Annotated in this window: 27 protein-coding genes and 1 other annotated feature; of the genes, 7 read left to right on the top strand and 20 right to left on the bottom strand. The window is 41.0% G+C overall.

What is annotated here, in order from left to right; genetic code table 11:
* Positions 1-87 precede the first annotated feature (87 nt).
* Genes E7B10_RS05915 through rbsB form a run of 3 tightly spaced genes read left to right on the top strand, consistent with a single transcriptional unit; the run spans position 88 to position 3,416 of the window.
* Positions 88-1,569, top strand: a complete 1,482-nt coding sequence (locus tag E7B10_RS05915; protein ID WP_118091120.1) for a sugar ABC transporter ATP-binding protein — start codon at positions 88-90, stop codon at positions 1,567-1,569.
* Positions 1,569-2,504, top strand: coding sequence for an ABC transporter permease (locus E7B10_RS05910; protein WP_008715159.1), 936 nt, complete (start codon positions 1,569-1,571; stop codon positions 2,502-2,504). The genes E7B10_RS05915 and E7B10_RS05910 overlap by 1 nt, the downstream gene beginning before the upstream one ends.
* 9 nt (positions 2,505-2,513) lie before the next feature.
* Positions 2,514-3,416: a ribose ABC transporter substrate-binding protein RbsB gene (gene rbsB, locus E7B10_RS05905; RefSeq protein ID WP_004694244.1), complete on the top strand. Its 903-nt coding sequence runs from the start codon at positions 2,514-2,516 to the stop codon at positions 3,414-3,416.
* A gap of 54 nt (positions 3,417-3,470) precedes the next feature.
* On the opposite strand, the gene E7B10_RS05900 is transcribed toward rbsB, so the two are convergent.
* The 19 genes from E7B10_RS05900 to E7B10_RS05810 all read right to left on the bottom strand — a co-directional run bounded on the left by E7B10_RS05900 (position 3,471) and on the right by E7B10_RS05810 (position 23,635).
* Positions 3,471-3,869 (bottom strand): hypothetical protein, encoded by a 399-nt coding sequence (locus E7B10_RS05900; protein WP_004694245.1) that lies wholly within the window; start codon positions 3,867-3,869, stop codon positions 3,471-3,473.
* Positions 3,870-4,068: 199 nt separating this feature from the next.
* Positions 4,069-4,551: a GNAT family N-acetyltransferase gene (locus tag E7B10_RS05895; protein ID WP_118091121.1), complete on the bottom strand. Its 483-nt coding sequence runs from the start codon at positions 4,549-4,551 to the stop codon at positions 4,069-4,071.
* 134 nt (positions 4,552-4,685) lie between these two features.
* Entirely contained in the window at positions 4,686-5,459 is a 774-nt protein-coding gene (locus E7B10_RS05890) for an amino acid ABC transporter ATP-binding protein (protein ID WP_118091122.1), read from the bottom strand.
* Positions 5,456-6,172 (bottom strand): amino acid ABC transporter permease, encoded by a 717-nt coding sequence (locus E7B10_RS05885; RefSeq protein WP_004694252.1) that lies wholly within the window; start codon positions 6,170-6,172, stop codon positions 5,456-5,458. The genes E7B10_RS05890 and E7B10_RS05885 overlap by 4 nt, the downstream gene beginning before the upstream one ends.
* A gap of 6 nt (positions 6,173-6,178) precedes the next feature.
* Positions 6,179-6,895, bottom strand: a complete 717-nt coding sequence (locus E7B10_RS05880; protein WP_004694255.1) for an amino acid ABC transporter permease — start codon at positions 6,893-6,895, stop codon at positions 6,179-6,181.
* A 55-nt stretch (positions 6,896-6,950) separates the two neighbouring features.
* Positions 6,951-7,790: a transporter substrate-binding domain-containing protein gene (locus E7B10_RS05875; protein ID WP_004694256.1), complete on the bottom strand. Its 840-nt coding sequence runs from the start codon at positions 7,788-7,790 to the stop codon at positions 6,951-6,953.
* Entirely contained in the window at positions 7,783-9,195 is a 1,413-nt protein-coding gene (locus tag E7B10_RS05870; protein WP_118091123.1) for an MmgE/PrpD family protein, read from the bottom strand. Before E7B10_RS05870 ends, E7B10_RS05875 begins: the two co-directional genes overlap by 8 nt.
* Before the next feature lie 122 nt (positions 9,196-9,317).
* Positions 9,318-10,433, bottom strand: coding sequence for a glutathione S-transferase C-terminal domain-containing protein (locus tag E7B10_RS05865; RefSeq protein WP_118091124.1), 1,116 nt, complete (start codon positions 10,431-10,433; stop codon positions 9,318-9,320).
* A gap of 264 nt (positions 10,434-10,697) precedes the next feature.
* A complete protein-coding gene (gene pcp / locus E7B10_RS05860) occupies positions 10,698-11,351 on the bottom strand; it encodes a pyroglutamyl-peptidase I (protein ID WP_004694263.1) in 654 nt (217 codons plus the stop codon).
* Positions 11,352-11,463: 112 nt separating this feature from the next.
* On the bottom strand, positions 11,464-12,393 hold the full coding sequence (locus E7B10_RS05855; protein WP_004697680.1) for a DUF979 domain-containing protein: 930 nt from the start codon (positions 12,391-12,393) through the stop codon (positions 11,464-11,466).
* Between the two features lies 1 nt (position 12,394).
* On the bottom strand, positions 12,395-13,144 hold the full coding sequence (locus E7B10_RS05850; protein WP_004694268.1) for a DUF969 domain-containing protein: 750 nt from the start codon (positions 13,142-13,144) through the stop codon (positions 12,395-12,397).
* A gap of 208 nt (positions 13,145-13,352) precedes the next feature.
* Positions 13,353-13,838, bottom strand: a complete 486-nt coding sequence (locus tag E7B10_RS05845; protein WP_004694271.1) for a GNAT family N-acetyltransferase — start codon at positions 13,836-13,838, stop codon at positions 13,353-13,355.
* A gap of 412 nt (positions 13,839-14,250) precedes the next feature.
* A complete protein-coding gene (locus E7B10_RS05840; protein WP_021147569.1) occupies positions 14,251-15,981 on the bottom strand; it encodes an S-layer homology domain-containing protein in 1,731 nt (576 codons plus the stop codon).
* 736 nt (positions 15,982-16,717) lie between these two features.
* A complete protein-coding gene (locus E7B10_RS05835) occupies positions 16,718-17,905 on the bottom strand; it encodes a flavodoxin domain-containing protein (RefSeq protein WP_287510544.1) in 1,188 nt (395 codons plus the stop codon).
* A gap of 309 nt (positions 17,906-18,214) precedes the next feature.
* Positions 18,215-18,754: a hypothetical protein gene (locus E7B10_RS05830; RefSeq protein WP_287510545.1), complete on the bottom strand. Its 540-nt coding sequence runs from the start codon at positions 18,752-18,754 to the stop codon at positions 18,215-18,217.
* A gap of 231 nt (positions 18,755-18,985) precedes the next feature.
* Positions 18,986-20,056, bottom strand: a complete 1,071-nt coding sequence (gene leuB / locus E7B10_RS05825; protein WP_287510547.1) for a 3-isopropylmalate dehydrogenase — start codon at positions 20,054-20,056, stop codon at positions 18,986-18,988.
* A 286-nt stretch (positions 20,057-20,342) separates the two neighbouring features.
* Positions 20,343-20,834 (bottom strand): 3-isopropylmalate dehydratase small subunit, encoded by a 492-nt coding sequence (locus E7B10_RS05820; protein WP_008603290.1) that lies wholly within the window; start codon positions 20,832-20,834, stop codon positions 20,343-20,345.
* A gap of 1 nt (position 20,835) precedes the next feature.
* On the bottom strand, positions 20,836-22,095 hold the full coding sequence (gene leuC, locus E7B10_RS05815) for a 3-isopropylmalate dehydratase large subunit (protein ID WP_278604357.1): 1,260 nt from the start codon (positions 22,093-22,095) through the stop codon (positions 20,836-20,838).
* Position 22,096: 1 nt separating this feature from the next.
* Positions 22,097-23,635, bottom strand: a complete 1,539-nt coding sequence (locus E7B10_RS05810; RefSeq protein ID WP_038150391.1) for a 2-isopropylmalate synthase — start codon at positions 23,633-23,635, stop codon at positions 22,097-22,099.
* Between the two features lie 154 nt (positions 23,636-23,789).
* Positions 23,790-23,993: a binding site (T-box leader), on the bottom strand.
* 156 nt (positions 23,994-24,149) lie between these two features.
* On the opposite strand from E7B10_RS05810, the gene E7B10_RS05805 reads away from it, so the two are divergent.
* Entirely contained in the window at positions 24,150-24,665 is a 516-nt protein-coding gene (locus E7B10_RS05805) for a DUF308 domain-containing protein (RefSeq protein WP_004697874.1), read from the top strand.
* A 306-nt stretch (positions 24,666-24,971) separates the two neighbouring features.
* Here E7B10_RS05805 and E7B10_RS05800 read toward each other — a convergent pair whose 3' ends face one another.
* The gene (locus E7B10_RS05800; RefSeq protein WP_004697902.1) at positions 24,972-25,601 is read right to left on the bottom strand and encodes a hypothetical protein; all 630 of its coding nucleotides are present in this window, start codon (positions 25,599-25,601) and stop codon (positions 24,972-24,974) included.
* A gap of 192 nt (positions 25,602-25,793) precedes the next feature.
* Between E7B10_RS05800 and E7B10_RS05795 the strand changes: the two genes are divergently transcribed.
* The 3 genes from E7B10_RS05795 to E7B10_RS05785 all read left to right on the top strand — a co-directional run bounded on the left by E7B10_RS05795 (position 25,794) and on the right by E7B10_RS05785 (position 26,927).
* Positions 25,794-26,075, top strand: a complete 282-nt coding sequence (locus tag E7B10_RS05795) for a type II toxin-antitoxin system RelB/DinJ family antitoxin (RefSeq protein WP_316055540.1) — start codon at positions 25,794-25,796, stop codon at positions 26,073-26,075.
* Between the two features lie 6 nt (positions 26,076-26,081).
* Positions 26,082-26,354 (top strand): type II toxin-antitoxin system YafQ family toxin, encoded by a 273-nt coding sequence (locus E7B10_RS05790; RefSeq protein WP_004697643.1) that lies wholly within the window; start codon positions 26,082-26,084, stop codon positions 26,352-26,354.
* A gap of 225 nt (positions 26,355-26,579) precedes the next feature.
* Positions 26,580-26,927: a hypothetical protein gene (locus E7B10_RS05785; protein WP_004697802.1), complete on the top strand. Its 348-nt coding sequence runs from the start codon at positions 26,580-26,582 to the stop codon at positions 26,925-26,927.
* The last annotated feature ends 50 nt before the right edge of the window (positions 26,928-26,977 follow it).

Raw genomic sequence — 26,977 nt, 5'->3', positions numbered from 1 at the left:
TAGATAGCTTAGTTTTCAAAGATTATCTAAACATCTAATCTATTACATATATCAAGAGATACTTTCATCAGTCATATAGGAGTAGTTATGGAAATTGTTATGTCAGGCATTGCGAAGGCATTTGGTACAAACCAAGTACTGCGCGATGTAAGTATTACCCTCAAGGAGGGCGAAGTTCACGCCTTGATGGGCGAAAACGGCGCCGGCAAATCTACGCTCATGAATATCCTCACCGGTATTCACAAGGCGGATGCTGGTACGATTACCATCGACGGCGTAGAGCGAACCTTCCCGAACCCGAGAGAGGCCGAGCTAAACGGTGTGGCCTTCATCCACCAAGAGCTTAACATTTGGCCAAATCTAACATTGTTAGAAAATCTATATTTAATGAGACCAAAGCGCAACAAATTTGGTATGCTCGACAAAAAGGCGATGCTCACTGAGGCTGAAAACACATGCCGCGAACTAGGCATCGAATTGCCACTCACAACAGAAGCAGGCCTTTGCTCCGTTGGTCACCAACAAATGACGGAAATTCTTCGTATCTTGATGTTAGATGCAAAGGTTGTCATCATGGACGAACCGACAGCAGCCCTCACAGAGCGTGAAACGGCGACATTGTTCAACATGATGCGCAAAATGAAAGCACGCGGCGTTGCTATCGTATATATCTCTCATCGTATGGAAGAGGTATTTAGCGAATGTGACACAATTACGGTTATGCGTGATGGTCACACAATTATCACTAAACCAACATCTGAGATTTCTGTAGACGAAGTGGTACGCCACATGGTAGGCCGTTCCATCGACGAGTTCTACCCTGCTCGCACTACAACACCGGGCGATGTGGTTATGAACGTGGATAACCTCAAACCAGAAGGTTTCGACAACGACATCTCCTTCTCCTTGCGCAAAGGCGAAATCCTCGGCGTAGCAGGTCTCATGGGTGCTGGCCGTACAGAAATTATGCGCGCCATTTTCGGTGTAGATAAACACAACGGCGGCACCGTAACAGTAAACGGCTCCGTCCTAAACTGTAAAAAACCAGAAGATGCCATCAAGGCTGGCATTGCTTTCATCACAGAAAATAGAAAGAGCGAAGGCTTGATTCTTGATTTCTCCATCGGTTCTAACATTACATTGCCTAATCTTGGCGAAATTTGCCCCTCTCATGTACTTGATAAGGGCAAACTCAATTCCTTTGCTGACGAATTGTCTAAAAAACTAGGCGTTAAAACACAATCTATTCACGAACCCGCATCATCCCTATCCGGTGGTAACCAACAAAAGGTGGTTATCGCGAAATGGGTCGGTAAAAAGCCATCTATTATCATCATGGACGAACCTACGCGCGGTATCGACATCGGCGCCAAGCGTGATATTTACGATTTAATGAACGAATTAACGAACGATGGTGTGTCCATTATCATGGTGTCCTCTGAGTTACCGGAAGTGCTCGGCATGAGCGACCGCGTTATGGTCATTCATGAAGGTCGCGTAGCAGGTATCTTGGACCGTAGCGATGCAACACCAGAATCGATTATGACATTAGCCACAGGAGGACAATAATGGACAGCAAAGCTCTACAATATGTAAAAAAATTAGGCCCCCTCATCGGCCTCATCCTATTATTTGTAATTATCTCTGTCATGAACGACAGTTTCCTTGAATTCTCTAACTTGCGTAACTTGTTGCGCCAAGTATCCATCAATGCAATTATCGCCTTCGGTATGACCTTCGTCATCTTAACTGGCGGTATCGACTTATCGGTTGGTTCCATCCTTGCCCTCTCTAGTGCAGTGATGGCAAACCTCATCGTAACTGGTACTGACCCTGTATTAGCTATCGTATTAGCCGCAGGTGCCGGCCTTGTATTGGGCGGTATTAACGGTCTCGTTATTACCTATGGCCGCGTAGCTCCATTTATCGCTACCTTGGCGACCATGACAATCTACCGTGGTGCGACGCTAGTATTCACAGACGGTAACCCAATCTCCGGTCTTACTCAAGATCCTCTATTCCACGGCTTTGGCCAAGGGGATATTGCAGGCCTTCCAGTTCCAGCGATCACAATGTTCCTAGCTTTCATCGCCCTTTGGTTCGTATTGAGCCGCACATCCTTAGGCCGTAAAACATACGCCGTAGGTGGTAGTGAAAAGGTAAGTTACATTGCTGGTATCAAGATTGACCGCGTTAAAATCTTCGTGTATGCCTTAACCGGTATGCTCTGTGGTATCGCGGGTGCAATCATCACCTCTCGTCTTAACTCTGCACAACCGACAGCAGGTGCAGGCTATGAACTTGACGCTATTGCAGCGGTGGTTCTTGGCGGCACAAGCCTTGCTGGTGGTCGTGGTCATATTGTTGGCACATTAATTGGTGCCCTCATTATCGGTACCCTCAACAACGGGTTAAATATTCTCGACGTTTCCAGTTTCTATCAACAAGTTGTAAAAGGTATTGTCATTTTATTGGCGGTTCTTGCAGACCGCAAGAAAGCCTAGGAGGTTCCTATGAAAAAACTATTGTTACTGTTGGCGATGGCTATCATGGTTATCGGTCTTGTAGCAGGCTGTGGTAAAAGCGCTGATAACGGCGGCGACAAAAAATCCGGCACAATCGGCTTCTCTGTTTCCACATTGAACAACCCATTCTTCGTAACTATGAAGGAAGGCGTTGAGGCTCAAGCTAAAGCGCTTGGTCTTAAAGTTAAAATCGTTGATGCTCAAAATGACCCTGCAAAACAAGCAAACGATATTTCCGACTTACTTGAAAGCGGCGTTTCTGTATTGATCATCAACCCTGTAGACTCTGCAGCTATCTCTACTTCCGTAGAAGCAGCAAATGCTAAAAACATTCCTGTAATCACTGTTGACCGCTCTGCTGATAAAGGCAAAGTAGTAGCTCACATCGCTTCCGATAACGTAAAAGGCGGCGAAATGGCCGCTCAACTTATCGCTGAAAAAGTAGGCAAAGCTGCAAAAGTTGCAGAAATCGAAGGTATCCCTGGTGCTTCCGCCACACGTGAACGCGGCCAAGGTTTCCACAACGTAGCTGACAAAGACTTAACAGTAGTAGCAAAACAAAGTGCTGACTTTGACCGTACAAAAGGTTTAAACGTAGCAACAAACATTTTGCAAGCTAACCCTGATGTACAAGCTATCTTCGCTCATAACGACGAAATGGCATTAGGCGCTATCCAAGCAGCTAAATCCGCAGGCAAAACAATCTTCATCGTAGGCTTTGACGGTACTGCTGATGCAGACAAAGCTGTTAAAGACGGCACATTGGCTGCAACAATTGCGCAACAACCGGACCAAATGGGTAAAATCGCTATTGATACAGCTCAAAAAGTTATCAAAGGCGAAGCTGTAGAAGCTAAAATCCCTGTAGATCTTAAAGTTGTTACAAAATAATTGTAAATAGAAACTGGGTACAAAAAAGAGTCGCATCCTTTGATGCGACTCTTTTTATTTTGGCTCTCGTTCCAAAAATTCTTTGAAAAACTCAATAAACTTTGGCAAATATGTTTGATCTAAACTTTCAATTGTCATATTACATTTGTAATTATAAGTAGTACAGATAGTAACATCTATCGCCAATGCACCCTTTTGATCTAACGAGAATGTTAAGGTATCCCCTTCTCCAGTTAATACATGGGTAAAGGTTGCTTTGCCTTTACACTTCTCATACAAATCGACTAATTCTTGATAGCCTTTGCGAATCCCGGACCAATCACTAGGATCAATATAGCCAGAACAGATATTATAACCTCGTTTAATATATACGCCAAATACACCAAATTCAGATAGCTCTACATCCATATCAAAGGCTATTGTTAAATTTGGTTCATTTACGATTTCATACATCTTATTCACACCCCACAAACAGTAACATTTTTATTTATTATAACATTACATGTATTAATGAAATAGTATCGATAATTTTTAAAAGCAACACTAATGCATGTAAAGTCTAGCATAACAATAACATATAAAAAATAGCGACTAGTTGGTTATCTTAACTAGTCGCTATTTGTATGGTAGGACTCCAAAATTAGAGTTCCCATTACAATATTTTCTTAAAGAATATGGTCGTATGTACCTTTCCAGGTAGTTGTGTTCGTTTATATTCTTTAAAGCCAAAGCCTTCATACATTTTGGCAAGCCATGGATGTTCTGCGGCTGTACCAAGGGTTACGGCTGGTGTTTTATATACGTTGCGCAATAGGTCTTCTGCTTCAGCGAGGACTTCACGAGCATAGCCCTGTCCCTTATGTTCAGGGGCCGTCACAAAGTGTGCAATGTGCGGATATACATCTGGCGTAGCCTTTGGTATCCAAGGCATGCGGAATGAAATAGAGCATACTAAGGAACCATCTACGTAGAGACCAAATACAGGATATTTTAAGATCCACGCCCGAGATTCTTCTGGGCTAAAGTTAATAGCATCGAAGGATATAGGGTAGTTCTTATTCTCCGCATAGCCTGCAATCAACACCTCATGATATTCAGCCGCATCATCTACGGTTAACTGTCTAAATTCTTTCATCTCTTTACCTCGTTCAAAATGCTCTAATCATAAACTAACTGCGTCATTAGATTGCACACTAGAATTAGCTATATCAAATACAGTATCACATTTTTAATATAATACTAGTATTTTAAAACAGAGCTAGCAGAGCCTTATAACGCTGCGCTATCAAGAGGCAATTCGCTATCTAGTGTAAGGTAACGGCTCAAAAATTTGCGTGTTCGTTCTTCTTTTGGATGTTCAAGAACAACCTTAGGATTCCCTTGTTCTACGATAACGCCGCCTTCCATGAATACGACTTGGTCCGCCACTTCTTTGGCAAAGCCAATTTCATGAGTTACAATAATCATCGTTACCTCTAATTCTTTTGCGATTTTTCGGATAACGGCTAATACCTCCCCTACGAGCTCTGGATCGAGAGCAGATGTAGGTTCATCAAAGAGGATAACCTCTGGGTCCATCGCAAGGGCACGAGCGATACCGATACGTTGTTGTTGACCACCGGAGAGTTGTACTGGATAGTAATCATCATAGTCTTCCATGTCAACTTCCTTGAGGAAGCGTTGCGCGATTTCTCGAGCTTGAGATTTTTTCATCTTTTTAACTGTTACAAGACCTTCCATAATGTTTTCAATAACAGTCTTATTAGAGAACAAGTTATAAGACTGGAACACCATGGATGTGTTACGGCGTACATTTAAGATTTCCTTGTTAGATGCTTTATGTAAGTCTACAGAAATATCATTTAACTGCATCGTCCCTGCATCGGCTTTTTCAAGGAAGTTGAGCGTTCTTAAGAACGTTGTCTTACCGCTGCCGGATGGGCCAAGGATAACCGTTACAGAACCCGTTGGTACATGTAAGTCGATGCCCTTTAAAATTTCACGGTTCCCGAAGGATTTGTGAACTTGTTTAATATCTATCATAATGCATTACCTCGTTTATACTTGCTTGCATAGATTTCTAAACGATGGAAGATAAATTCAAAGACAATCCCCATCACCCAGAATAGACCGGCCACCACGATGTAGGCCTCAAAATATTGTGAATTTTCCTCTGTATATAACTTTGCAGCGCCGAACAATTCAATAACGGTGATAACGAATACAATGCTGGTACTCTTCATGGTGTTAAGAAACTGATTCGTAAATAGTGGCAACGCAAAGACTGTAGCTTGTGGCAACACGATGCGGCGGAACGCTTGGAACCAAGTCATACCGATGGCCTGAGCCGCTTCCATTTGCCCTTTCGGTACCGATTGTAAGGCAGCCCGGAAGATTTCACTCAAATAGGCTCCTGTGTGCAAGGTTAAACCTACAACGGCTACAAAGGTAGCTGGCACCTTTTCAAAGGGCACATGCACCCCTGTTTGATCCTCTAGCGCGAGGAATAGAATTGGTAAACCATAGTACACGAGGTATAAGAGAACCATGTTCGGAATACTACGGCACAATAATACATATAGGTAGCTGAGCTGACTGAGCACAGGCACTTTATTTTGTTGTAGCACGCAACTTAATAACCCTAGGATTGTACCCAAACCAACGCTGAGGAAGGTAATCATAAGGGTGACTTTCACATAAGGAATGACAGCAAAGAAGGTGCCATAAATATAGGTTGAATCGATTATATGTCCCATACGCCCCTACTCCTCACTGATCAAAATGCGTTGCGTTTCCTTGCCCGCAACGGTAAAACGTTTTTCAAGCAATCGGCCCAAGAGGGACACGATGATAATTAGAATGCCATAAATGATGGCCGCATCGACGAATAACTCAAGATAGCGCTGACTATTGCCGCCCATAAGATCCGCCTTACGCATCATATCCACAACGCCGACGTTAAAGATGAGCGCCGTTCCTTTCAACATGCCGATAACGAGGTTCGTCAACGGTGGAATACTCATGGTGAAAGCCTGCGGCAAGATGATGCGCACATAACTTTGGAACTCGGTCATACCAAGACTTTTAGCGGCTTCTTTCTCACCAGGAGAGACCGCATCGATACTGGAGCGCATGATTTCAGCGCTGTAAGCTGCAATATGTAAGGTAAACACGGCATACACAAATACGAGGCCTGGCACATTTTTCATGTTAAGCCCCATGTGGGACATGATTTCTGGTACCCCAAAGTAAATGAGGAAGAGCTGTACCAAGAACGGCGTACCGCGCATAAAGGAGATAAATACAATAAATAATTGGTTTAATACTGGTACCTTCTTGAGGCGAATGATGGCTATGATAGAGCCCAAAATAACACCTAAGATGGCAGAAATAACGGTGATGAGTACCGTTACATGTACATAATTCAAGAGCTGTGGAAATGCTTGAATCATGTAGGACACATCAAAATACTTGCCCACAGTAGCACCTCGCTTCTAGACATAATAGAATAAGGCCGCCAAGGCGGCCTATTCGTTATTTTTGTGTTGGATCGAATGTGTAATCCCCACCAAGATATTGTTCAGAAAGTTTTTTCAACGTACCATCTGCACGCATTTCTTTCATAGTTTTATCGATTTTTTCGTTTACTTGTTTCATGTCATCTGTACGTTTAGACAAGAAATAAGTTGGTACTACGGCCAATACATCACCTACAGCTTTGAGTGGCAAGCCACGGTCTTTAATAGCAGAGTTAATTACGTATTCATACTCACCTGCTGCATCAGCACGGCCTGTAGCAACGAGGTTTAATGTTTCTGCACCTGCTTTATCTGTATAGATAACTTCGATTTGAGGATTTGCTGTTTCGTTGAATTGTTTTACTAACTCGTTGAACTCAGAGGATGTAGTAACGGCGATTTTCTTGCCTTTCAAATCATCCAATTTAGAGATGTCGTTGCGATCGTTTTTAACTACTAATTTACGTGTAGAGTAGTTGTTAACCTCATTTGTGTAGTAGTATTTTGCTTCACGTGTCGGGTTGCGACGCATTTGGTTTGCAATCATGTCCACTTGGCCTGCATCCATCGCTACAAAGGCAGCATCAACGGCCATTGGTTTGAAGTTGAAATGAAGGTCAGGATTACGACGTTCAATTTCTTTCAACAATTCTACGTCAAAACCAGTAAGGTTGCCGTTATCATCTGTGTAGGAATACGGGCGAACTGTACCGCGTGTAGCTACGTTAATCACTTTAGCATCTGGATTTACTTTCGCTTCCTTAGATGTGTCGTCGCCACAACCAGCTACAACGAGCACGCCTAGTGCCAATGCGCCGATGGCGAATAATTTCGTTAATTTCTTTGTATTAAACATGTAAAACTCCTTCTTTTCGCAATGTTTGCAGGAATGACTCTACCTTATCTGTATTGGTAAAAGCCACAATAACTCTATCTATTTGGTCAGCCTCCAAGGTGAGGCCTAATTTAATGCGTATATCCTCCATAGTAAGAGGATTCTTCGGCGATCCTTTAGGATTATTCACCGTTTCTGTGAAAGTATCTCCATTTTTCAAGGTAACGGTTACTTTCGTAATCCGCTCTGTTTGAGATACCTTCGGCAAGTCATAGACACGCTCTATGCGCGACATACAGTCTCGCACTGATTGGTCTATGGCATCTATCTTAAACAACTCGTCCTGTACCTCCCCATAAGCGAGGACTTGGTACACGACATACTCAATAGAAAACTGCCCTTCTCGACCTGTTTTTGGCAATGTGTAACGCAATGCCGCATCAGCACCAGGTGGAAAATGAACAGTCACTCGATTTATCTCATCCCACAAGAACGAATCAGATGTATATAGTCTATGTGCCACGATTTCTGCTGCTTCAGCGCCACAAATGGCTGCCGAGCAATAAGGGTGGACTTTCATCCACAAACCAGGATCAATGAGTTGTCCTGGTGCTAGCCAACGGCTAGCGATGTCATTTGATGTAACGGTAATATTACCGATAGTTTTAAACCAACCCCGTTCGGGGTCAAATGGTTTTGTACTTGTTCGCAGTGATGTATGTTGTAACAGTTCGTAAGCCCATACGCCATTGCGTGCCGCCAGTCCCGCATGGAGCGGCTTACCATCTGTGCCACTTTGAAAGAACATGCCCGCCGATTGAGTAGCAGCCAAAGACAGGAGCTGAGCCAAGCTTTCACCATGAAGGCCTCGCAAAGCGCCTATAGCGGCCGCCGCCCCAATAACACCAACGGTCCCCGTAGAATGCCATCCTTGGGTCCGATGGGCAGGATTGATAAGGGAACCAATAATCCCTTCTAACTCGGCACCGATGATATAGGCCCGAAAGAATTCGTGCCATGTATCCGTCGGCTCGAGCACTGCCAGTAAAGCAGAGTATAAAACAGTACTGAAATGACCTGCTAGATTTGCCTGGGCGTCATCAGAATCTAAATAATGGGAGGCAAAGCCATAATATAAGGCCTTATCAACCTTAGATACATTCTCTATTGCTAAGCCAGTATTGCCCGCTGATATAACCTTGCCACTGAAAACAGAGGAGTTCATATGACGGCCAACATCCAATCCTATAGATGACTTAGCTCCTATGAACCGAGCCAAGTCTCGAACGGCTTGTTTGTTCTCTGCTGGTGCTAAGGATGCTAGATAATCTAGGAAGGCAATGCGAGCCACTGACAGGAGGTCCTCACGGTTCGTCACATCCGTTTGTTCTATGTAGTTCACAATCGTCTGTGTTACGGAATCCATGGAGCCTTCCTTTCAGTTATCTATAATTAAATATATTGATCGATTCGTCAGTAATGTATCAGATTTCATAGTAAAAGATGTACTAAATACGGCTCATCCAACATATGAATTTACCGTCTATTTTATTTACCAAATTTTTCAGCCCGGTCATTTGGTTCTAACCAAATGGAATCGTCTGGTCCTTTTGGAACGAGGCGTGGTAGATCCTCAAATGGCGTATGATCTACATAGTAGAAGCGTTTGCGCATGGAGTCGAAGTCCGTTGTGCCACCGAAGGCTGGATTGGAGTACAAGTCCTTCGCATAGTTCCAAAGATTGGGATAGTCTACGAGGCGTTTCTTATTCACCAAGTATTTTTGGTAGAATACAAGGTCAAAACGAGCCAATGTAGGGAAGATACGAATATCTGAGTCTGTAATGGTATCCCCCATCAAGTAACGTTGCTTGCTAAGGCGTTCTTCAAGCCAGTCTAAGCGAGCAAAGATACGGTCGTAGTAGTACTCGTAGTCTTTTTGATTTGTTACGAGGGCTGCTAGGTTTACAGCCAAGTTGAAGTCAGCGTAGATGATTACATTCAATGCGTCTATGTCGGCACGCAATTCCTCAGGATAAATATCTGGCGCATCAGGGGACACAAAATCTTTAAAACCTAATGCTAATTCTGTAGTCAACGCATGGTAGTCATTATTTACAACAGCACCTGTTGTAACATCTACGATAGCTGGTACTGTGGAGCGTGCATCGTAGTTAGGGTCGCCTTTGCGGTACGCTTCACCTAAGGAGTGAATACCCAATACAGGGTCCTTTTCATCCTTATCAAGGGTAAAGAACCAGTCTGCAATTACACCTGCAGGACGCAATGGATCAACCGTGCCTTTTGAAATCACTTTATCTAAGCCAAGTAAATCGATGGCAATTGCAATGCGATGGGCCCAAGGACAATGCTTAGACCATACAAGACGATAACGGTCTTTCTCTACAGGTAGAAACCCTGGTTCACTGCCAAAAGGTGTTGTGAATTGAGGTTCTTCGCTATCAGAATATTTTTGACGACGGTTAAAATTCGATGCATCTTTACCTTCATACTCCTTCTGCTCCCCTTGAGAACGAGGGTTACTAGATTGAAACTCAGAAAAATCGATAGGACAAGGATTCATAGCGCGTTGAAACTCAACTTCTTTTCGAGCCGCCGCAATGGTAGGATCCTTGATTTTACTTACATCTACGTGTTCACTCATTCTATACTCCTTATAAAGGTCATCCCCATTAGCTTTATTCCACTTTTCATGGTGAAAGCTTCTGTGATATTCCTCAATTATTCCTACTAACTTAATATGAATATAAGCCTATATTATATTATTTAAAAACCTATGTCAATAGTGGGTATTTAAAATTTATAATATCTATTACAAACAAAAATCTCGAGTTATATCGTTTCTAGATATAACTCGAGCTTTATTTAAATTATGTGTATTAAACAAACACTAGTATTGGTAATATTTTTATTCGTGAGGTGTTGTATAGTTAATATCTTGTGCCTTGTAACTTTCACCATGAGCTAATACATGAACGATGGTTTCCAATGTGGCACGTACAGTTTCAACAGCCATGCTTGGTTGATTTGGTTTATCCACCACTTGGGATGGCAAGTATGGGATGTGCATAAAGCCCGCCTTAATATTGCCCTTTTGCGCGGCATAGTGACATACACCATACATCAAGTGGTTGCATACGAAGGTTCCCGCTGTATTGGAGACCTTAGCAGGAATACCGTTTTGATGTAACGCATTGACGATATTTTTTATGGGCAATGTCGCAAAATAGGCACTAGGGCCATCGGCTACAACAGGCTCATCTTCCGGTTGGTTGCCCCCATTATCTGGGATGCGAAAATCGTCGCAGTTAATAGCAACGCGTTCCACTGTAATATCAGGACGACCACCTGCTTGACCTACACACAGGATAAAATCTGGTTGGCACTGTTCAGCTGCTGCTTTTACAGTATCAACAGATTTATAACGAATGGTAGGAACCATTTGTGTCACTACCTTGTAATCACCATCGGTATAACCATCCATTGTTTTGACCGCTTCCCAAGCCGGATTAATAGGTTCACCGCCAAATGGATCAAAACCGGTAATTAAAATTGTTTTCATCACACTACCTCATAACGATATCTTATGGTTCATTAGAATAATCAAGCATGATACATAACCTTACAAGATATATCATATAGTTTCATAAGCATATCGTACTTTCACAAAAGGGTTAAATAAAGTAATACATTAATAGAATATTCAATACGAGCATGATTAATGCAATTGGAAGTTGTGCTTTAATAACGCCGTATTGGTCGCGCATTTCAAGGAGCGCTACCGGTACGATGTTAAAGTTGGCAGCCATAGGTGTCATCAAAGTACCGCAATAGCCTGCAAGCATTGCTATAGCACCGACAGCTGCTGGGTTCGCACCATGAGCTACAACGAGCATTGGGATACCGATGGCACTTGTAATCATCGCAAATGCGGCAAATGCGTTACCCATGATCATTGTGAAGATAACCATACCGATGCAGTAAGCCACAACAACGAGGAATACATTATCTGCTGGTACTACACTTGCGACTGCACTGGAGATAAGTTTACCAACGCCAGCCAAATTAAATAGATACCCAAGAGCCGCTAATAACTGGGACAAAATAGCAGTCCAACTGATAGCATCGATAAGTCGACGGCCTTCATGGAAACCTTGGTTAAGTTCGCCCTTTGTAATAAAAAGAGCAGCACACATAGCTATGATTGCGGCAATACCTAGACCAACAAGAGCGCCTAACTTAGTAAAGAAACCAATGAAGAATGTAATAATACCAACAAGTAACGCTGGTACGAAGATAACATTACCAATGCGAACCGCTTCGCCTTTTTTAAATTCAATAGGAGATTCAAAGTAATGGCCTTTGCCGAGTTGTTTTACTAATACAATAGCCGCCATAGCAATGACAAGCCAACCATTAATTTCCTTGGAGAGATAAGAACCAAAGATAAAGGATACGCTATATAAGAGCCAAAATAAGCCTGTACCAATGCGATATTTATGTTCTTTATCTAGAAATGATTGAATAGCAAAGATAAATAGAATAATCCCTACGAGAAGATATACATAATCTAAGGGCTGCATTTTATAGAATATTTCTAACATATTATTCAGCCTCCTTCTTCAATTCTTCTGGTGTAACAAGAATATTTAACTCATTAGGTACTAATTTACCAGCTTTCATATCCGCTTCGTCACGAGCTACAGAGGCTTGAATTGTTTTATCAAAGATAATAAAGCGAATAAAGTTAACGATATAGGCACAAACAGCAGTTGGCAATCCGTACAATACCATATCTGTTAATTCTACAGAATAACCTAATTGTTCCATAACGCCTTTGATGAGTAATAACCCACCAGCAGCAAGGAATAAGTTTTGACCGAAGAAGTTACCTATATTATCTGCAGAAGCAGCCACACCGCGCACCTTATCAAGCGTACGTTGAGATACTGGACGGCCTTGAGCTACCGCAGCTTCACTCATAGGAGCAATCAATGGACGAACCATAGCAACCATACCGGACATGTTAATGCCAAAGGCTACAGTTACTTGACGCACAAATAAGTAAATCATAAAGATACGACCTGCCGTAGCAGCGTTGATCTTGCCAATCAAAATTTCTGCCCGTTCACGTAAGCCGTGACGTTCCATAAGACCGATAACAGGTAAAATCAAAATAAATAATGACATATAACGATTTTTAACAAAGGCCTCTCCAATAGCACCAACGATATCGTTAATACTGAGACCACCTGCCAGGCCCGTTACAAAGCCTGCGGCTACGACAACTAACAAGGCATTAAAGCGCAGCATCAGACCGATGACCATCACTAAAATACCAGACAAAATCAACATATGGACACATCCTTTCTACAAATCATCCATAACACATATAACCATAAAGATACGTTATATGTATATATTATATACTGAATAGTCATAATCTTACACAAAAAAATACCTTGTATCCAAATTTAGTGAATGTCCCTGATCTGCGATCAGAGCATAAAACACTCAAATAGAGTACAAGGTAATTTACGTAATTAATATAACGCTTTCTTAATTAATTTAATTCTTTCTTGAATAATATAGTTGTATGCTGTTTTCCTCTAAAATGAACCTTATCATACGCCGTAAACCCAAAGGATTCATACATTTTAGGCAACCACGGATGCTCCTTAGCCGTTCCTAATGTAACAATATGTGTTTTAAACTGTTCTTTTAAAAGCTCCTCTGCATAGCCCAAGACTTCCCGTGCATATCCTTTACCTTTGAAAGCTGGTGCCGTTACAAAATGAGCAATATGCGGATATTTATCCGGCGTTGAGTATTTCACCCAAGGCATACAAAACGTAATAGAACTAACTAATTGCCCATCAATATACAAGCCGTATACAGGATAATTTTCAATCCACTCCTTAGACTCCTCTTCCGTAAAATCAATAGCGTCGAAGCTAATGGGATAGTCTTTTATAGCTGCGTAACCATCGATTAATACCTTATGATATTCTGCTGTGTCTGCAACTGTTAATTGTCTAAATTCTTTCATGGTCTTTCCCTCATATCTATATTTTTATTCACAAACTACGAATATTAATTCACTTTGTGAAAGTAATTATACACCTATATGTATTTATTTGCAATATATTTACATAAATATTATATGAAATCATAATATCTATAAAGGAAATCTTATATGCAATAATGTAATATATAGACCAACCCTCAACCATACTAAGTATCAAATAAATAAAAGGTCCAAATTCTCAACCGAAAGAGTATTTGTATAAAAATAAGCAGAATACAATTTAAATTTCAGTCAATGATTTCATTCCGTCTAACCATAATTGACGAATTCCTATAAAATAAGCACAATACCACAAAAAAATTTAGACAAAAAAACAGGATGTATCAAAGATACATCCTGTTTTGAACTTTTACAAACGCTAGAAAAGTTAATTCTATTGATTATTGTATATACGGGAACCGTATACGTCACGTTCGTTTTTAGGTTCGTTGTTAACGCGAACACGTTCAGTTTTATGACGATCGTTATCATCACCAGAAATACGGTCAACACGGAAGTGGTTAAGACGAATATTTTGTAATTCAGGACCGAATTCATTCAATGCACGTTTCATGTTTTCGTCAATAGGAGCACCATTTTGAAGTGCACGGTACAACATGGTAGCGAATTCGTAACGAGTCATCTTAACATCGCCTTTGAATGTACCATCAGGGTAACCAACAAGGATACCATTACCAGCCAATTGGCTAATATATTGGTAAGCCCAATGGTTGCGAGGAACGTCTGGGAATTCAGCAGTTTTGCTAGGATCAATTGCATGTGGAGTCAAGATTTGTAACAAGTTGTTATATTTGTTTTCCATATCTTGAAGGCGTGCATTCAATTCAGCAATTTCACGACCCATAGCTACGCGAGAACGGGATTCAGGGGAACGTTTACCAAGGCGAATAGATACACCTGCGTTCAATTGAGTTTCGCCAGTACCTACAGTGCCACCAACGGAGAACATTGTATCTTCGTTAGGACGGTAGAACGCACCCAACGCAGCGGAGTTAGCATTATGGTAGTGACCATAACCAGCAGCAATTGTCCATTTGTCATCAGGGTTGAAGTCCAATGGATGCAATGCAGCCAATGCAGCGGAACCTGCGCCTACTTTGTTAACACGTCTTTCAACAGTACCAACACGATTAGTCAAGTTCTTAATATTGTTATTAATTTGGCCAGGTGTGGAATTGTTGATTTGTGTTTGTAAATCATTAGCTACGGAATATAATTGGCTACCGTTTACAGCATCTGTAGAAGTAGCGGAGATTTCCCCAGCCGCAACATTTTTAATTTGACGCTCAGCACCAGCTTTACCTACAGACACAGAACCATTAGCTGCAGAACCTACGCCAGCAAAGCCACCAAAGGTATGGCCAGCGATTGTTGCACTACTTTGTGCTGTAGCTTCGCTTGTAGTAGAACCTGTACCTAAAGCAATAGAATTTAAGTGTGTTGCATTTGCATGATCACCAATCGCCATAGCGTAGTCAGCTGTAGCACTTGCATCAGAACCAAACGCATTAGAACGCACGTTAGTTGCCTGTGCACCTGCGCCAAATGCTTGAGCATGATCACCAGATGCAAGGGCAGAGGAACCCATAGCAACAGAATGATTATTGGTTGCTTGTGCGCTAGAACCAATCGCATTAGATTTATAGCCAGATGCTAACGCTTCATAGCCAATAGCTTGTGAGCGAACTTCGGAAGCCTTTGCACGTGTACCAATAGCAGTAGACCATGTACGTTGTGCTTCAGCAGAATGACCAATGGCAATAGATTCATTCATCAACGCTTTGGAAGAATTACCCATTGCTAATGCAGAGGTACCTGCTGCAGTATTATTAACACCAATAGCGACGGAATTACTTTTCCAGTCACCAGTTTTCTTTGTAGCATCATCTGGCTCATTTTCATAATCACGATCACGGAAGTTTGCATCAGATTCTTTTACAGTATTACCGCTACCATACGCAACTGCATTATTAGCACCTGTAACAACATTAGTGTTGTCCATTACAACAGAAGCAGCGTCTACCGGATTAACATTCGCACCAACAGCAGTGACAGCAGCTAATACAGCAAACGCTAATTTTTTGGAATGTTTCATTTCTCTCATCTTACACCCTCACTAAATTAAAAAATCATCCAAATTACAATACAATTTTTCATTCTCTCTATGTTCCGTCTCTCACCTCGGTCTGAACAGGCGCATATTCTAAATTAGCATAAAGAAATACCCCTAATCAGTTTAAGAAAAATTTATATTGTCGATTACCCGCATAGCATATCAAAGTTTTACGATATACACAACCCTTTTTTCTAACACAAACCAAATTACCAAGTCTTTATACCTATCAAAATCCGCTTTATTCCTAGCTTTACAGGGAAATAAATTTTACTCATTATTTCCCCTTATGAGTTAAATTTTTCGCAACTTTGTAAACTTTTCTCATATAACAAACTGTATAACTTATAAATAAATAACCACCTTATAAGTACGCAAAATATACCTTATATCCTCATTAATTCACATTCACACTTAATTCATGAATTATATGTGAATTAAACTGTTTTGTATATTTAATCAACAACTTAACATTTTATTATAATTTTATATTTCTATAGCGCCAGTATCTATCAATGCAAATCGGTGCCCCAAAAAACGCTAACGAGAATGTTATGAGAATAAACATGACAAATACAATTTATATTGACTAATATTTTATGTATATGTTTAAAAAAAGAAGGCCCCTATTCTTCATGAAAATACCCCTTTTACTGATTATCCAGTAAAGGGGGTACATATCAAAAATAGGGGTTTTATAACAAGAATCTTTCTTTATTATATGTAATTATGCTAATAAGGCGCTTACAAGTGCTTCTGCTTTATTAAAATCGGATTCTTCTGGGTTCCAGTTGCATTTGATTTCAGGTTCTACTACAGAGAATCCATATTTAGTCAACTCTTCACGGAGTACCTTTGTAGATTCACCAGACCAACCATAGGTACCAAATACAGCGGCTTTTTTATTTTTAAATTTCAACTCACGCAAGAAATCGAGCCAACCAGCTACGGAAGATAATACGCTATTACCTACTGTTGGAGACCCTACAGCAATAGCTTTAGACTTAAAGACTTCTGTCATGATGTCATTTTTATTGGTTTTACTAATATTGAAAATCTTAACACGTGTATCAGGGGATTGTTTCGCAATTTCTTCAGCAATCTTATGTGCCAACTTCTTGGTGCCGTCCCACATAGTGTCGTATACTATTGTGATTTGATTCTCTTGATATGCTTGCGACCATTCATAGTATTTTTCTACGATTTGCATTGGATTTTCACGCCAAATTGCACCATGACTTGTAGCGATGATATCAATTGGCAAATTAAGCTTTTGAATTTCTTCAACTTTAGCTTTTACCAATGGAGAGAACGGATTCAAAATATTAGCGTAATACTTCATTGCCTCTTCCCATAGACGGCATTGATCAGCCTTATCTGCCCATAATTCCTCTACAGCGAAATGTTGACCGAATGCATCGTTGGAGAACAAGATATTATCCCCAGTCATGTACGTCGCCATAGAATCAGGCCAGTGGAGCATGCGCATTTCTACGAACACCAGGGATTTTCCATTCCCAATATCTACGGAGTCCCCTGTTTTAACGGTTTTAAAGTTCCATTCAGGGTGATGATATTGACCAACCAAGGACTTAACAGCATTTTCCGTACAATAAATAGGCGTATTAGGGATTTTTTCCATCAATGCAGGCAAGGAACCGCTGTGATCCACTTCGCCATGGTTACATACGATGAAATCAATCGCATTCAAATCAATTTCAGATTCCAAATTATCAATGAACTCAGAGGAATGAGGTTTCCATACAGTATCGATGAGGACCGTCTTCTCCTCTTCAATCAAATAGGCATTTTGGCTAGACCCATTATTAATGGTGTAATCAGAACCGTGAAACTCTTGCAATTCCCAGTCGATTTTACCAACCCATGATACGTTGTTTTTAATGTGCTTTCTCATAATAACCTCCATGTTCTGTGAAAGTAAATATACTCACCTCATATCTTTTAATGAGTCTATAAAGGCCCACAGATGAGAGGAGCAACTTTCACCGGTATTACCCAATATATGGCCCCATGTTGTATCAATAGATACAACACAAATCGGTCATTAACTATGGTTCTATTATACGGACATCACATAATGAAGTCTGTACCTGTAGGTACAGATTTGAGAATTATTATAAAAACCACTCATAGGTAATCATATGCCGTACATTAGTACACATCGATTTCCCATGAGTGGTTACGAGTATATGTAATTATATGATTATTTATTACCCGATTTAGATAGTCCAGGGATAGCTTTATAGATATATAATGCAATATATCCATCAACCAAACTATGAACGATGGTGCCGCCGCCTACAAGAACAAATACAACGTAGATGAGATCAATGTTTGGCATCGTAGTTGTAGTATAGAACAATAGGCATGCTAGTACCTCACCAATAGCGTGAACGATAGCACAAGTAAGGTTAAACGCAACAAAGGATAGAGCCCCTGTTAATACGCCTGGATGATGTTTAATATAGTAAGCCCCCATCAAGGCAAAGATGATATGAGATGCAGCACGCATAACGATAACAAGTGGGAAGCCTGCTACAAAGAAGCCGAGCGTAGAACCTATGACAACACAAGCCGCCATCTTTCTAGATAAGAACATAGCCAGGAATATAGGAACATGACTCGCCAATGTATACGATGCCGGTGGAATCACAACTTTCAAAGGCATCACAATAGGAATCATAATGGCTAATGCCATCAATAAAGCAGTAATGGTTAAATTTCGATACATCGAAGAATTCATAAAGGCCTCCTTAAGGACTATCTTCCCACACATCTACCAATATAGCACTCTGATATATGAAGAGCAACTACACATACCGCTAGGCGTCCTACAAAAAAGAGAGGGCCTTACAACCCTCTCTTATTTAATTAGACAAATATATTATAATATCTGTATTTTAACACTTATGATACGATTTTGAAAATGACGTAACTCACGTTAATAAATTTGAGGAATCTTAATTCATTGCTTTTATAAACGTTCGATTACAGCTTGCGCCATTTCTGTGGTACCAACTCGTTTTAAGCCTTCGCGGTAGATGTCTCCTGTACGATACCCATCAACAAGCACTTGTTCAACAGCATTTTCAATAGCATCAGCCACTTGAGGTAAATCAAGGGAATGACGGCACATCATAGCTGCAGACAAGATTGTGCCCAATGGGTTCGCCAAATTTTGACCCATGATGTCTGGTGCAGAGCCGTGAATTGGCTCGTACAATGCAGTACCAGTACCCATGGATGCAGATGGTAAAAGCCCGATAGAACCAGAGATAACAGCGCCTTCGTCGGACAAGATATCGCCGAACAAATTTGTCGTAACGATAACGTCAAATTGTGCAGGATTTACAACGAGTTGCATCGCTGTGTTATCTACATAGAAGTAATCTGTTGCGATGTCTGGATTAGCAGCCGCTTTCTCTTGCGCGATTTTACGCCACAAACGAGAAGACGCCAATACGTTTGCTTTATCTACGGATACGACCTTTTTGTTACGTTTACGAGCTGTTTCCATAGCGATATCCATGATGCGTTCTACTTCATAACGGCTGTATGTTTCTTTATCCCAAGCGAATTCGTTAGCACCTTCACCTTGTGCCTCTTCCCGTTCACCAAAGTAAATACCACCAGTCAACTCACGAACGATGACGAAATCTACATCTTGTACGAGCTCCTTTTTAAGCGGAGAATACTCTTGTAAAGATGGATAAATTTTCACAGGACGCAAGTTGCAGAACAAACCAAGCTCCTTGCGAAGGCCTAGGATTGCCTTTTCAGGACGGATAGACGGATCTACATTATCCCATTTTGGACCGCCAACAGCACCAAGCAATACAGCATCAGCATTTTTACAAGCCTCGATAGTATCCTCAGTCAAAGGCACGCCGTATGCATCAATAGACGCACCGCCCGCTTTCTTATCAATCCAATTAACCTTTACACTGGCTTTCTCAAAAGCCACATCACACACAGCCTTCGCTGCTGCAATAATCTCAGTACCGATACCATCACCAGGAATCAATACAATATTCTTTTCGCTCATCTTACCTCTCCAATATATAGTAAAAGATTGCAAACCTCATGCTCTCCCTCAGTGCCCTTTGCGAAGAAATCGCAATAGAACTTAATGGGACAAGAGCTGGCATATCCCTTAAGACTGACTTAGCTCGCTCCTCATTCCCCCTCTGCCACAAATCCATTCAAGATATTGTTAGCTAGAGGAATTTTAAGTTTTGCTACACAAAAGTAGAATGGTTGGAAACGAAACACGTGTCGAAACCGACTTAGCTCGCTTTGGAGGCTTGAGATACGTGTTTCGTTTCATTCTGCTACTTACGGTTTTTAGCAAAACTTACAAGACCGCCAGCTGCCGCAATGTCTTGAATGAATTGTGGCAACTCAGTCCCTTGGTATTGTTCGTTTTTCGTCAAGTTGTACACGATACCTTTAGACAAGTCTACACCGATTGCATCACCTGCATCGATACGATCAACTTGTTCACCAATTTCCACAACTGGTAAACCGATGTTGATAGCATTACGGAAGAAAATACGTGCAAAGGAGTGGGCAATGATAACAGGTACACCTTTTGCTTTGATAACGCCTGGGGCGTGTTCACGAGAGGAACCACAACCAAAGTTTTTGCCTGCTACCATGATTTCGCCAGCTTTCACATTAGGAGCGAATGTAGTATCAATATCTTCCATCGCATGTTCAGCCAATTCATTCCAATCAGCAATCGCCAAGTAACGAGCCGGAATGATTACATCTGTATCTACATCGTCTCCGTAGCGCCAGATTTTTTTGCTTTCAAAATCCATTTTAAACCTCCTCAGGGCCTGCAATGCGGCCTAATACAGCACTTGCTGCCGCCACGTATGGGCTTGCCAAGTATACCTCAGAATCAACGTGACCCATACGACCACGGAAGTTACGGTTTGTTGTGGAAACTGTGCGCTCCCCTTCAGCCATGATGCCCATGTAACCACCTAGGCAAGGACCACATGTTGGCGTGGACACTGCGCAGTCAGCTTGGATGAAGATGTCCAATAAACCATCTTTCATAGCTTGATCGTATACATCTTGGGAACCAGGAATTACGATACAACGAACGAATGGAGCCACCTTGCGACCTTTGAAGATTTCTGCAGCTGCCACCAAGTCTTCGTAACGGCCATTTGTACAGGAACCGATGATAACTTGGTCAATCTTGATATCTTTGTCGATTTCGTTGATGTAATGTGTGTTGGATGGCAAATGAGGGAACGCTACCACTGGTTGCAATTTGGACAAGTCGATTGTAATAGTTTGAGCATATACCGCATCAGCATCTGGAGCGATTGGTTCAACAGGGCGATTTACGCGGCCTTTGATATATTCTTCAGTAATTGCATCGTAAGGGAATACACCACATTTACCACCAGCTTCGATAGCCATGTTACAGATTGTGAGGCGGTCAGCCATAGTCATGTGTTGTACGCCTTCGCCGGCGAATTCAAGGGCCATGTAACGAGCACCGTCTACGCCGATTTGACCGATCAAATCAAGGATTACGTCTTTACCAGTTACCCATTTGTTAGGTTTGCCGATAAGCTCAACCTTAATTGTTTCAGGTACTTTGAACCAAGTTTTACCTTCTGCCATAGCAACGCCTGCATCAGTGGAGCCTACGCCTGTGGAGAATGCATTTACCGCACCATATGTACAAGTGTGGGAGTCAGCACCGATCATCATTTCCCCGGGGCCGATAAGGCCTTTTTCTGGCAAAATAACGTGCTCAATACCCATTCTACCGACTTCAAAGTAGTTTGTAATGCCATGTTCGCGTACGAAGTCGCGCATTACTTTCGCTTGTGTAGCGGATTGAATATCTTTATTTGGTGTGAAATGATCCGGCACCAAGTAGATTTTATGACGGTCAAATACAGGTTTGCCGATTTTTAAGAACTCTTTACGCGCCGGTGGGAATGTGATGTCGTTCATCAAAACAGCGTCCAAATGACATTCGATGATTTGGCCTGGCTTTACAACATCAAGACCCGCGTGGCGAGCCATATTCTTTTCAGTAATGGTCATACCCATATTATTCTTCCTCCTGTTGTTCTAGCTCCATAGCTAGGAATACTGAGTTAACTGCATTAATATATGCATTCACACTTGATTTAACGATATCTGTGCTAATACCACGACCATGGTACAAGCGACCGTTGTATTCTACCTTAAGGGTTGCTTCCCCAAGGGCATCTTTACCGGCTGTGATAGCACGGATTTGGTAGTCTTTTAAGCTGATTGGCAAGCCAACCACACGTTCAACCGCTTTAAGGGATGCGTCTACTGGGCCATCACCAACGGCTGCATCAGCTTTTTCACCTTCTGGAGTCATGAGACGAACGTCAGCATAGGCATAGCCTTTCTCACCCAATTTATAGTATTGAGCCACGAGCTCGAATGCTTTTTTGTGATGAAGATTATCTACAACAAGGGCTACGATATCATCGTCGTATACCTGTTTTTTGCGGTCTGCCAACTCTTTAAACTTAGCGAAAAGATCGTTGATTTTCTCTTCTGCAAAAGATTGGAAACCAAGTTTTGCCAAATGATCTGCGAAAGCATGACGACCGGAGTGTTTGCCCAATACGAGATCTGTTTTTTCAGCCCCTACGGACTCAGGAGTCATGATTTCATACGTTTCAGGGTTGCTCATCATACCATGTTGATGGATACCGGACTCATGAGCAAAGGCGTTAGAACCAACGATTGCTTTATTTGGAGGAACTACAACACCTGTTAAACGGCTCACAAGTTTAGATACTTTCGTAAATTGTTTTGTATCGATGTTCACTTGAAGGTCATCGAAATAATCATGGCGTGTTTTAAGAGCCATTACCACTTCTTCAATCGCTACGTTACCAGCCCGTTCACCCAGACCATTAATTGTGCCTTCTACTTGGCGTGCACCTGCTTTAATAGCGGCTAACGTATTCGCATTGGCAAGGCCTAAGTCGTCATGGCAGTGAACAGAGATAATTGCATTTTCAATTCCTGATGTATGTTCTTTGATGTAGCGGATTTTATCACCGAACTCATTAGGGTTCATATAACCTACTGTATCTGGTACGTTAATAATTGTAGCGCCACCAGCGATAGCCACGCCGAATACTTCACACAAGAAATCTAAGTCTGTACGAGCCGCATCTTCACCAGAGAACTCGATTTCATCAAATTTGCCTTTTGCAAATTCCAAGATAGATTCAACGCGATCCAATACCTCTTGACGAGTCATTTTCAATTTATATTTCATGTGGATTTCGGATGTAGCGATAAACACATGCAAACGGCTGCGCTCTGCATCTTTCAACGCATCAGCCACCTTTTGCACATCCTTTTCGTTGGCACGGGCCAAGCCACAAATAGTTGTGCCTTTAACCTCGCGAGCAATCGTTTGTACCGCTTCAAAATCTCCAGGGGATGCAGCTGGGAAGCCAGCCTCGATTACGTCGATGCCGAGGCGTACTAGGCCTTTCGCAATTTCAATTTTTTCAGGAGTTTGTAAAGATACACCTGGTGTTTGTTCCCCATCACGAAGCGTTGTATCAAAGAAATATACGCGATTCTGTTCCATAATAGCCACCTTTTCTATCCTCATAAAACATAACACTTTATTATATCTATCCATAGTGAAAGTTTGTAAAATCGCCAATGTCGACACCATATATAATCTGTGACTTACTAGACTTTCACAAATAAAAAAGCCCCTCAGAACAACTGTCGTTGCTCAAAGGGGCGTTATATTCATAACACGGTACCACCCTAATTGGGACTCGTTTCGGGTATAACGGAACCACCGTCAATGACTACTGCTGTATTCGCCATCAAAGCTCACGGGAGAGTGTCAGCGTACAACCTCTATTGCCTCGCACCAGCCGGCAACTCTCTGAAAGTAGGATCTGTAAACCTTTATACCCATTCATAGCTTGTTTTAAGATATAAGGGTATTATACGGCATTCTATAGAACTGTGTCAACAGGATGGACATGTGAGTTTTGTGAAAGCACAGTTTTATCGTTACAATTTGACATTCCCCATGATTTCACGCATACTGAAAATAGGCAGTACCAAAGATTGGAGGAATGATTATGAGTGGTTCAAGCAAATTCTTCTTTATTGTATCGGGTATTGTAAGCATTATCCTGGGGATATTCTTACTATTAAACCCCGTTATTAATCTCATGGCTTTTGCCTGGCTATTTTCTATTATCTTTTTTGTCAGTGCAGTCAGCTCCATTATAAATTATTTTATGTTACCCCCTGAATTGCGTAGCGGCTGGTATCTCATCAGCGGTATTATCAATGCTCTATTCGGTATCTTTCTCGTATGCGGCGGATTTGCATTCCTACCGTTAGTATTCCCGATCACAATCGGCATCTGGATGGTAATCGATGCTATCATCATTTTCATTAAATCCAGAAATGCCGACTCCATGGTATCACTACTGGGAGGCAGTGCAAAATGGCTCGCACTTGTTCTGTTACTATTAGGCCTGTTACTTATATTCGAGCCGATCGCTTCTGGTGAAGCATTTATCTATTTCATCGCTTTCGGTTTCTTATTTGACGGAATTTATTCCATCAGTGAGGCTTTTAAAAAATAAAATAACAATACACTGTTAGATTGACCATGTACTGCCAAAGCAGCTGTCATAAATTACGATGTCTATTTCGTATTTGTGACAGCTATTTTATTTATTTTGGCTAGCCGTATGGTAAATGTATTCGCCTACTACATTTGCAAGTGGTTAGACGCTTTTCTAGCCCTTTTATTTAGCAACTAGTCCAACGCTCTAGCATTAGCGTAATAATGTAAAAAATCCCTCGGAGTTGCCGCTCCGAGGGATTTTATAGTTAATTGCACAACTATCGATTGTCTATCTATAATATACTACACTTAAAGTGTTTTTTCAATATTTTACACCGTTAATCAATTCTCTAACTCGCTCAACAGAAACTGGCTCATTAAATAAAAATACATGGTTTTGCCCCTCATGTTCCCAAGATGCTAAGTAAACGGCGTCATCCACCATTCGATAGGTTACCGTCATCCCATTTACAACATCTGTTTTTTGAGACAAGTAATCCTTATAATCGCCTGCGATATTACCTGATAGAGTCGATACACGATACTTAATATATTTAGGCATATCATCTACACTGTCATAATATGCTCCTTTTAAAAGCTCATTATAGGCATACACTACTTGTAATACATCGTGATCCACAATGGATACATGTACAGGACGTAATCCTTCTAATCCACTTGGCAACTGCGCTTTAAAGTTCAAATGTTGCTTAGCCTCATATAGAGCATCAAACACCTCTAGCAATTGACCTTTACGAGTGCTTTTATAATCGCTATCAGTTATAGTACAACTGCCAAGTCTGTCTGGACATGGAAACTCATTTCTGTCACCATAGGGCTGGTCATAAATAGAATTACCATTAAGACGAAACCGCATCAACTCATCTGCTGCGACAACATTGATGGAACCTATGAAAGCTAACACAGCCAGTGCACATACAACCTTTTTCATAATACATTCCCCTGTAAACAAACTACATTTATTAAGTAAATTATATCACCTAAAATCCTAATATTTTTATATTCTTATATTTATAAGGATTTTCTATCCAGAAAAGGAAAAGCATTTTGCTTGCAAATTGTAATCATATGATTGCTAATATAAAGTATTTGCAATACAATATAAGTAACAGGAGGTGATACTATGGCTAAAACAGCCTCTATCAGTTTGCCTATCGAGCCAGCTGTAAAAGCACAATTAGAAGCATTATATGCTAGCTTTGGCATATCCGTAACTGATGCGATTAATATTTTTCTCCATACATCACTAATGGAAGGTGGATTTCCATTTCAACCTAAACAACCTCGTTATAATGCAGAAACAGAAGCTGCTATTCAAGAAACGAAAGATATATTAGCAGGAAAAGTAAAAGCAAAATCATATGCTAATGTAAAAGAAATGATTGAGGATTTAGGATTGGAGTAATTAGTTATGTTGAGATTAGTGCTTAGCAGTAAGTTCAAAAAGGACCTAAAGCGCACCAAGAAACGCGGTAAAAATCTCAATAAACTCTATTCAATCATCACTAAATTACAGAATCAAACGCTATTAGATCCTAGTTATAAAGATCATCCATTAACAGGAAACTACGAAGGCTTTAGAGAATTACACATCGAGCCAGATTGGCTTCTAATTTATGCAATTAAAGATGATATTTTAGTATTATCTTTAACTCGCACAGGTAGCCACTCAGATTTATTCTAACCAAGTTAAAGAGGGGTGCGAAAGCATTCCTCTTTTTTATGCTCCAAAAATTAAACCAGCTATCATCATAAATCTATCATATTTGATAGTATCTATCGCAAATTATTCTACTATTCAAAATAACTGTAGGTGCTATAATGAACTCAACAAAAGGAACAGGTGCTCATATGATACTAAATGCACTATTCCAAAACTATAGTTAGTAGTTATATGGAGGAAATAATCATGACACATACACAATTAACACAACTCGTACAAGCGTTATTAGATGCACCACAAAGTAATCCTAAAGTAAAAGAATTTGCTCAATTTTGGCTCGATGCAGAAGGCACAGAAAAACAAGCAGAGCTTACAAAACAACTCGTATCCGTAGCAGAGCAAAACATTGCCCTCATCGATGAAACAATCGGCTTTGCAGGCTCTGAACTCGCTGTACAAATTCTTGGCGAAGAAGGTGCTACTAACCTATTACAACACGCTAAATCCATTAAAGCACAAGGTGCAGAATTCTGTGATTGCCCTGGTTGCGTAGCTGCTAAAAATATTATTGATTTGAAAGCAGAGATTAAATAATCAATAAAAATGAAAGTAGCTCCTTATATAAGAAGCTACTTTTTTTACAT

The organism is Veillonella sp. (assembly GCF_032470285.1).
In the GTDB taxonomy this organism is placed as follows: domain Bacteria; phylum Bacillota; class Negativicutes; order Veillonellales; family Veillonellaceae; genus Veillonella.
The sequence above is the reverse complement of the archived record's forward strand: the minus strand, read 5'-3'. Positions and strand labels throughout refer to the sequence as shown.

Coding starts and splice junctions, on each gene's coding strand:
- E7B10_RS05915 (WP_118091120.1), top strand. CDS start 88: ATGGAAATTGTTATGTCAGGCATTGCGAAGGCATTTGGTACAAACCAA.
- E7B10_RS05910 (WP_008715159.1), top strand. CDS start 1,569: ATGGACAGCAAAGCTCTACAATATGTAAAAAAATTAGGCCCCCTCATC.
- rbsB (WP_004694244.1), top strand. CDS start 2,514: ATGAAAAAACTATTGTTACTGTTGGCGATGGCTATCATGGTTATCGGT.
- E7B10_RS05900 (WP_004694245.1), bottom strand. CDS start 3,869: ATGTATGAAATCGTAAATGAACCAAATTTAACAATAGCCTTTGATATG.
- E7B10_RS05895 (WP_118091121.1), bottom strand. CDS start 4,551: ATGAAAGAATTTAGACAGTTAACCGTAGATGATGCGGCTGAATATCAT.
- E7B10_RS05890 (WP_118091122.1), bottom strand. CDS start 5,459: ATGATAGATATTAAACAAGTTCACAAATCCTTCGGGAACCGTGAAATT.
- E7B10_RS05885 (WP_004694252.1), bottom strand. CDS start 6,172: ATGGGACATATAATCGATTCAACCTATATTTATGGCACCTTCTTTGCT.
- E7B10_RS05875 (WP_004694256.1), bottom strand. CDS start 7,790: ATGTTTAATACAAAGAAATTAACGAAATTATTCGCCATCGGCGCATTG.
- E7B10_RS05870 (WP_118091123.1), bottom strand. CDS start 9,195: ATGGATTCCGTAACACAGACGATTGTGAACTACATAGAACAAACGGAT.
- E7B10_RS05865 (WP_118091124.1), bottom strand. CDS start 10,433: ATGAGTGAACACGTAGATGTAAGTAAAATCAAGGATCCTACCATTGCG.
- pcp (WP_004694263.1), bottom strand. CDS start 11,351: ATGAAAACAATTTTAATTACCGGTTTTGATCCATTTGGCGGTGAACCT.
- E7B10_RS05855 (WP_004697680.1), bottom strand. CDS start 12,393: ATGTTAGAAATATTCTATAAAATGCAGCCCTTAGATTATGTATATCTT.
- E7B10_RS05850 (WP_004694268.1), bottom strand. CDS start 13,144: ATGTTGATTTTGTCTGGTATTTTAGTGATGGTCATCGGTCTGATGCTG.
- E7B10_RS05845 (WP_004694271.1), bottom strand. CDS start 13,838: ATGAAAGAATTTAGACAATTAACAGTTGCAGACACAGCAGAATATCAT.
- E7B10_RS05840 (WP_021147569.1), bottom strand. CDS start 15,981: ATGAGAGAAATGAAACATTCCAAAAAATTAGCGTTTGCTGTATTAGCT.
- E7B10_RS05835 (WP_287510544.1), bottom strand. CDS start 17,905: ATGAGAAAGCACATTAAAAACAACGTATCATGGGTTGGTAAAATCGAC.
- E7B10_RS05830 (WP_287510545.1), bottom strand. CDS start 18,754: ATGAATTCTTCGATGTATCGAAATTTAACCATTACTGCTTTATTGATG.
- leuB (WP_287510547.1), bottom strand. CDS start 20,056: ATGAGCGAAAAGAATATTGTATTGATTCCTGGTGATGGTATCGGTACT.
- E7B10_RS05820 (WP_008603290.1), bottom strand. CDS start 20,834: ATGGATTTTGAAAGCAAAAAAATCTGGCGCTACGGAGACGATGTAGAT.
- leuC (WP_278604357.1), bottom strand. CDS start 22,095: ATGGGTATGACCATTACTGAAAAGAATATGGCTCGCCACGCGGGTCTT.
- E7B10_RS05810 (WP_038150391.1), bottom strand. CDS start 23,635: ATGGAACAGAATCGCGTATATTTCTTTGATACAACGCTTCGTGATGGG.
- E7B10_RS05805 (WP_004697874.1), top strand. CDS start 24,150: ATGAGTGGTTCAAGCAAATTCTTCTTTATTGTATCGGGTATTGTAAGC.
- E7B10_RS05800 (WP_004697902.1), bottom strand. CDS start 25,601: ATGAAAAAGGTTGTATGTGCACTGGCTGTGTTAGCTTTCATAGGTTCC.
- E7B10_RS05795 (WP_316055540.1), top strand. CDS start 25,794: ATGGCTAAAACAGCCTCTATCAGTTTGCCTATCGAGCCAGCTGTAAAA.
- E7B10_RS05790 (WP_004697643.1), top strand. CDS start 26,082: ATGTTGAGATTAGTGCTTAGCAGTAAGTTCAAAAAGGACCTAAAGCGC.
- E7B10_RS05785 (WP_004697802.1), top strand. CDS start 26,580: ATGACACATACACAATTAACACAACTCGTACAAGCGTTATTAGATGCA.